Source organism: Albidovulum sp., from assembly GCF_008933605.1.
Taxonomy (GTDB): Bacteria; Pseudomonadota; Alphaproteobacteria; order Rhodobacterales; family Rhodobacteraceae; genus Albidovulum.
In genome coordinates this window covers 1-6,735 of record NZ_WBUS01000167.1, presented here as the reverse complement: position 1 = coordinate 6,735, position 6,735 = coordinate 1, and the positions used below count along the sequence as shown (strand labels likewise).

Genomic DNA, 6,735 nt, shown 5'->3' with positions numbered 1-6,735 from the left:
CCTTCTCGGCGACCCCGCCCCCCTTGCGCCCAAGGCCGCACGGATGCTGCGCGCGATCGAGACGGGCGAGCTTTCCGCCTGGCGCGCCCCGTGCGGCTACCGCCCCTTCCGGCCGGTGGCCCTCTGGCCCGAGCTCCGCCCCCTCGCCTTCTCCACGGCCACCGCCGTCGAGACCCGCGCGACCGAAGGCACGCCCGAGGCGTCCGAGGGCCGCGCCCATCGCGCCCGCCGGCGCAAGTCCGACCGGATCGAGCGGAACGACAGTTTCATCCTCCACAAGTTCGAGGCGATCCTGAGCTGGGCGGAATTCATCAACCTCAACCGCCGGGTCGAGGAGGACGAGAACGACGACGCCAAGAAGGCCGCCGACGACATGGACGAGATCGGCCTCGGCCAGATCTCCAAGGCCCCGGCGACACGGCTCAAGCTCCACCTCGACCTCGCGCCCGAGGATGTGGAGCGCGAGCGGCTTTCGGCCGAGACGACCTATCCCGAGTGGGACGCCCGCACCGGCAGCTACCTGCCCGCCCATGTCCGCGTCCTCGCCTCGACGGTGGAGCCGGGAACGGCGGAGCCCGCCTTCCGCACCGACCCCCGCGCCGCCAAACGCATCCGCGCCGTGCGCCGCCAGTTCGAGGCGCTCAGGCCCGCGCGAATCCTCACCGCCGGCCACCGCGACGGCGACGAGCTCGACACCGACCGCGCCATCCGCGCGCGCGTGGACCTCGTCGCCTCGGGCGAGGGGGACGACCGGGTCTGGCTGCAGAACCGGACGGAAAAACGCGATCTCGCGGTCTCGATCCTGCTCGACGTGTCGCGCTCCACCGAAAGCGCGGTGCCCGGCCACGGGCATGAGGGCCGTGCCGTCATCGACATCGAGCGCGAGGCGCTCGCGGCACTCGCCTGGGGCCTCGACGCCTGCGGCGACGACTTCGCCGTCCACGCCTTTTCCTCGCTGAAGCGCGACCGGGTCTATGTGCAGACCGCCAAGCGTTTCGGCGAGCCGATGTCGTCCATGGTGGAGGCGCGGATCGCCGCGTTGAAACCCTGTCATTACACGCGTCTCGGCGCCGCGATCCGCTACGCCTCGGCCGGCCTCGCACGCGAGGCCCGCCGTCGCAGGCTCCTGCTCGTCATCACCGACGGCAAGCCCAACGACCTTGACCACTACGAGGGCCGCCACGGCATCGAGGACAGCCGCAAGGCGGTGGAGGAGGCGCGGCGTCTCGGCCATGCCGTCTTCGGCATCACCGTGGACCGCGACGGCAAGTCGTGGTTTCCCCGGCTCTTCGGGCAGGGTGGCTATGCCGTGATCCCGCACCCCGAGAAGCTGACGCAGGTGCTGCCGCAGATCTACCGGCAGCTCGTCGGCGCATGACGGACCGCCCCGATACCGACGGGAGCCCGTTCGACGACCTGCCAGGCGACCTGATGATCTGGGTGCTGATCGTGTCCGAGCTTCTCGTCTTCGGCGCGGGCCTCGCGGCCTTCCTCGGCGTCCGGCTGACCGACCCCGCGGGCTTCGCCGCCGCGCAGGACCACCTCCACCGCGCCGCCGCCGGGGTGAACACCGTCGTCCTCGTCACCTCGGGCTGGCTCGCGGCCCTCGGCGCGCAGGCGGTGGAGACCGGGCGCCTTGCCCGCGCCCGAGGGCTTCTGGCCGCGGCGGCGGGCATGGGTGCCGTCTTCCTCGCCATCAAGTGGGCCGAATATGCCGGCAAGGCGGCACAGGGCATCGGGGTGGAGACGCACCCGTTCTTCACCTTCTACTACCTCGTCACCGGCTTTCACGCCGCCCATGTCGCGGCCGGGATCGTCGTCCTCCTCCTCGTGGCGGCGCGCGCCCAGACGCGCGAAGTCGAGGCGGGCGTAGCCTTCTGGCACATGGTGGACCTCGTCTGGGTCCTCGTCTTTCCCGTGATCTATCTCCTGAGGTAGGCCATGGCGCATGTGACGAAAGCCTGGGCCCTTCTCCTCGCGCTGTCGGGTGCCTCGACGGTCCTTTCCGTCGCCGTCGCCCGGGGGGCACTCAGCGGCGGCGAGGTCACGCTCGGCGGCGCGGCGATCCTCGCGCTCGCCTGGGCCAAGGCGCGGACGATCCTCAACGCCTACCTCAGGCTCGACGAGGCGCCCGCCTTCCGCCGCGGCTTCGGCCTGACGCTTGCCCTCTACGCGCTTCTGCTGCTCGCCCTCTACCTCGCCGGGTAGTCAGCCGCGGGCCCAGGCCTCGGCCGGGTCTTCCTCGGCAAAGTCGCGCAGCGCCGCCACGTCCGCGATCTCGGCATGGTTCTGCAGCACTTTCACGCCGACCTTCCGCAGCTTCTGGAAGGCGCGGCTCAGGCTTTCGGGCTTCATGCCGAGACGGCCCGCGATCAGCACCTTGTCGTAGGGCAGCGTCACATCGCATCGCCCCTGCTGGCAACTCGCGAGTTCCAGCAGGAACTCGGCGACCCGCTGCGCCCCGGTCTGGGCCTTGAGCTGCTCCACCTGCGCAACGAGGCTGTGCAGATGCGCGAAGGTCGCGGTCAGGATCGACACGGCAATCCTCGGATTGCTCTCGATCAGGCGCAGGACGGCGTCCGCCTCGATCCGGATCAGTTCGCAATCCGTCGCCGCCTCGGCCGCGACCGGGTAGACATCGTTCCGGAACGCCACCGCCTCGCCGAAGCTGCGGCCCCGGGTGAAGACGCCGACGATCGCCTCTGCGCCGTTCGGCGCGATCCGGTAGAGTTTCACCCAGCCGGAGACAACGATGTAGATCGCGGTCGCCCGCTCGCCCTGCAGGAAGATCGTCGCGCCGCGATCGAAGGTCTTGACCCGTGCGCCGCCGAGCACGTTCGCCGCGACGTCCGCCGAGGTCCCCGCCAGCAACAGCGAGCTTCGCGCCACCGCCTCGTGGTCAGCCGTCATTTGTGCCATGAGCACCTCGCCATCCGTTCCTCCCGTCACTGCCACAGCCGGGCGGCGACTGCGAGTCTTTCCGGCACCGCGCCGAACGATCCGGCCGAGGCATCGCCGGGCGGTCGCAACAGGGACTCCGCCCAAAATTTGTGCGAAAGGCGGAATCCCGCCGGATCGTGGCCCGCCAAATCGGCAATGATCCACCCGAGCCATGCGCCCAGCGCATGTTTCGCACCTGCAGCAAGTTCATTCCTCTTGCGCAGTTCCCATATGCGGAGTGAATGCGCCATCGGGATCCCTGCGCTGAGTCGCGCCGCTGCTAGCCGGTTGTAAAACAAAACGAATGACCCCCTCGTCGCCCTTCCCCTCGCTGCCCTCGCGGCGGCGCTTCCTGATTGCCGCGACTGCATCCGTCTGCGTGCCGGCACTCCTTTCCGGAACTCGCCTCATGGCCGAGGAGACGGGCGCGCATCCCTTCTCCTTCGATCTCCTCACGGAGGAGGCCCGGGCGCGCGCGGCGACACCGCTGCCGGAACCTGAAGCGATCCCCCAGGTCTTCGCCGACCTGACCTATGACGACTACAACCTGATCGCCTACCGCCCCGCCCGGGCACGGTGGAACGCGCCCGGCATCACCTGGCGGATGATGCCCTTCCATCTCGGCTGGCTCTTCAAGGAACCGGTGCATGTCTTCGAGGTTGTCGACGGCATGGCCACCGGCATGACCTTCACCACCGACGACTTCGAGTACCGCCATCGCCTGCAGGGCAAGGTGCCGCCGGGCACCGCGCTGCCCGGTGTGGCCGGCTTCAAGCTGACCCATCCGATGAACCGCGGCGACAAGATGGACGAGGTGATCTCGTTCATCGGGGCGAGCTACTTCCGCGCCCTCGGGCTCGGCAACGCCTACGGGCTTTCCGCGCGCGGGCTTGCCATCGACAGCGGACTGCCCAAGGCCGAGGAGTTCCCCCGCTTCAGCGCCTTCTGGATCGAGAAGCCGGCGCCCGGGGCGGACACGATGACGGTTTATGCCGCGCTCGACAGCGCCAGCGTGACCGGAGCCTACCGATTCATCGTCACACCCGGCGTGGAAACGGTCGTGGACGTGACCGCCCGGCTCTTCTTCCGCGGCGACGTGGAGCAGCTTGGCGTTGCGCCGCTCACCTCGATGTTCCTCTTCGCCGACGTGAACCGCGGCGAATTCGAGGATTACCGGCCGCGCGTCCACGACAGCAATGGGCTCCGGATCCTGCGGGCGGACGGTGACGTGATCTGGCGCGCGCTCGACAACCCGAAAGCGCTCTCGTCGTCCTATTTCGGCGAGCCCGAGATGCGCCGCTTCGGCCTGCACCAGCGCGGGCGCGACTTCGACGACTACCAGGATGCCGGCGCGCGCTACGACCTGCGCCCCTCGGTCGATATCGAGCCTCTCGGCGACTGGGGAGCGGGCAAGGTCCGGCTCTTCGAGATTCCGACCACCGTCGAGGTCCACGACAACATCGGCGCCTTCTGGATCCCCGACACGCCGGTGAAGGCCGGTGATGCGCGCGAGTTCGCCTACCGGATGCACTGGGGTCGGCTGGAACCGGACTACGGCGACGACAAGGCCATCGTCTGGGCCACCCGCGGCGGGACCGGCGGCCCGGCCGGGCTTGAAAACCCGCCCGACACGCACAAGTTCGTCGTCGACTTCAAGGGCGGGATGCTCGGCCGCCTGCCAGCAGACGACGCAGAGGTGAAACCGGTGCTCACGATCAACGGCGGCACCGCCGATGTGACGACGTTGTCCAGGCTTCCGGATGGCGACGTGTGGCGGCTCGTGGTCGATGTCGCGTCGGAACCGGGCGCGCTGGTCGAGATGACGGCGCATGTCGCCGGCTACGGCCGCAAGTTGTCCGAAATCTGGTCCTTCCAATGGGTGAAGCCATGACCCCCTCCGACCTGTCCGGCACGGCCGCTTTCGAGGGCGCCATCGCCACGGCGCTTGCCGCCGCCTCCCTGCCCGACGCGCCCCTGGCCATGCCCGAGCAGCGGCTCGATCCCGTCCACCCGTTCGGGGCGCTGCGCGCGCTTCTCGCCGCACCCCGGCGCCGCGCGGAGCCGTGAGATGACGGCGACCCGCCCGCCCGTGCTGCTCAGGACGGTCGCGGTCCTCGTGCCGCTGGTCGCGGGCGGCGGCGCGGCCGCGCTCTTCATCCAGTATTCCTCCGCGGCGGGACTGACAGCGTGGGCCTGGGTTTCGGCCGCCCTGCTCACCCTCTCGACGGCCTGGCTCGCCTGGGGTGCGATGCTTGCCCTCATCGGTCTCTGGCCGACACCGCGGGTGCCGCCGTCCGCCGCGCCGGTGCGCGGGCGGACCTGCGTGCTTGTGCCCGTCTGCAACGAGGACCCCGCCTCGACCTTCGCCCGCGTCGCCGCGATGATGGCGGCACTGAGGGACGCGCCGGCGACGATCCATTTCGCCATCCTCTCCGACAGCTCGCGGCCCGAGGCCGTGGCGGGCGAGGCCTTCTGGTTCACCCGCCTCATGGCCGAGACCGGTGGCGAGGAGCGGCTCTTCTACCGGCGGCGGGATCGGAACACCGGCCGCAAGGCCGGCAACATCGCCGATTTCTTCCGCCGCAGCGGCGCGGCCTACGACCATGCGGTGATCCTCGACGCCGACAGCCTGATGGAACCCGGCACGATCCTCGAGATGATCCGGCGGATGGAAGCCGACCCCCGGCTCGGCCTTCTCCAAACCCTGCCGGTGATCGTCCGGGCAGGCTCCGTCTTCGGCCGCGCCATGCAGTTCGCCGCCGCCTTCTACTCGCCGGTCTTCGCCCGCGGCCTCGCGCGGCTGCAGGGCGGCGCGGGGCCCTTCTGGGGTCACAACGCCATCGTCCGAACCCGCGCCTGGGCGGAAAGCTGCGGCCTGCCCGAACTCCCCGGAAAGCCGCCCTTCGGCGGCCACATCCTCAGCCACGACATCGTCGAGGCCGCGATGCTCGCCCGTGCCGGATGGGACGTGCGGGTGGACCCCGACCTCGGCGGCTCCTACGAGGAAGGTCCCGAAAGCCTCATCGAATACGCCAAGCGCGACCGGCGCTGGTGCCAGGGCAACCTCCAGCACAGCCGGGTGGTCACCGCCGCGGGCCTTCTCGGCTGGAGCCGGCTCTCGATGGCGCTCGGCATCGTGTCCTACATCGCGCCGGTGTTCTGGGCGGGCTTCCTCGTCGCGGCCGTGGCCGACCGCGCCACCCTCCCGCCGCCGGACTATTTCCCCGACCCGCACCAGTTCTTCCCGGTCTTCCCGAGCGACGAGACGGCGAAAGCCATCGGCCTCTTCCTCGGCATCATCGGCCTTCTCGTCATGCCGAAGCTCCTGATCCTGATCGAGGCCTGGGCCACGGGCCGGGCGCGAAGCTACGGCAGCATGGCGGGCGTGGCGCTTTCGGGCCTCTTCGACCTTCTGCTGTCCAGCCTCATCGCGCCGGTGATGATGGCCTACCAGACGCGGTCGGTCATCCAGGTGCTGCGCGGCGCCGACGGCGGCTGGCCCCCGAACCGGCGCGGCGAGGCGCGGCTGACGCTGGGTGAAGCCTTCGAGGCGAGCCATTTCATCGTCGCCCTCGGCCTGGCCGGGCTCTTCGCCGCCGGGCACTGGGGCGCGGGGCTCCTGCCCTGGCTCCTGCCCGTGCTCCTGCCGATGATCCTTGCGCCGGTCCTGATCGCCTGGACCTCGCGGCCCGCGGCGTCGCGGGCGCTCTTCGCGACGCCGGAAGGGCGGTCGCTGCCGCCGATCCTGGCCGCCCACGATGCGATCCTCGCGCGCTGGACCGGCATGTCCGACGC

The 6,735-nt window shown here is 70.3% G+C and carries 8 protein-coding genes; 6 read left to right on the top strand and 2 right to left on the bottom strand.

All coding sequences use genetic code 11. The annotated features are described in order from the left end of the window. From F9K34_RS16100 to F9K34_RS16090, 3 genes are all read left to right on the top strand, one after another. The coding region (locus F9K34_RS16100) for a nitric oxide reductase activation protein NorD (RefSeq protein WP_291338137.1) at positions 1-1,378 on the top strand (1,378 nt) is incomplete at its 5' end. After that, positions 1,375-1,938, top strand: a complete 564-nt coding sequence (locus tag F9K34_RS16095; protein WP_291338136.1) for a cytochrome c oxidase subunit 3 — start codon at positions 1,375-1,377, stop codon at positions 1,936-1,938. The genes F9K34_RS16100 and F9K34_RS16095, both read left to right, overlap by 4 nt. A gap of 3 nt (positions 1,939-1,941) precedes the next feature. Beyond that, on the top strand, positions 1,942-2,208 hold the full coding sequence (locus F9K34_RS16090; RefSeq protein ID WP_291338135.1) for a hypothetical protein: 267 nt from the start codon (positions 1,942-1,944) through the stop codon (positions 2,206-2,208). Here F9K34_RS16090 and F9K34_RS16085 read toward each other — a convergent pair whose 3' ends face one another. Together F9K34_RS16085 and F9K34_RS16080 are read right to left on the bottom strand one after the other, a co-directional pair. Then, a complete protein-coding gene (locus F9K34_RS16085; RefSeq protein ID WP_291338134.1) occupies positions 2,209-2,910 on the bottom strand; it encodes a Crp/Fnr family transcriptional regulator in 702 nt (233 codons plus the stop codon). A 35-nt stretch (positions 2,911-2,945) separates the two neighbouring features. After that, complete coding sequence (locus tag F9K34_RS16080) at positions 2,946-3,191, bottom strand: hypothetical protein (protein ID WP_291338133.1); 246 nt, start codon at positions 3,189-3,191, stop codon at positions 2,946-2,948. A 53-nt stretch (positions 3,192-3,244) separates the two neighbouring features. Between F9K34_RS16080 and F9K34_RS16075 the strand changes: the two genes are divergently transcribed. The 3 genes from F9K34_RS16075 to mdoH form a co-directional block, all read left to right on the top strand. Next, a complete protein-coding gene (locus F9K34_RS16075; RefSeq protein ID WP_291338132.1) occupies positions 3,245-4,831 on the top strand; it encodes a glucan biosynthesis protein in 1,587 nt (528 codons plus the stop codon). Further along, the gene (locus F9K34_RS16070) at positions 4,828-5,007 is read left to right on the top strand and encodes a hypothetical protein (RefSeq protein ID WP_291338131.1); all 180 of its coding nucleotides are present in this window, start codon (positions 4,828-4,830) and stop codon (positions 5,005-5,007) included. The genes F9K34_RS16075 and F9K34_RS16070 overlap by 4 nt, the downstream gene beginning before the upstream one ends. A 1-nt stretch (position 5,008) precedes the next feature. Then, positions 5,009-6,735 (top strand): glucans biosynthesis glucosyltransferase MdoH (gene mdoH / locus F9K34_RS16065; protein ID WP_291338130.1); only part of this gene is annotated, 1,727 nt, incomplete at its 3' end.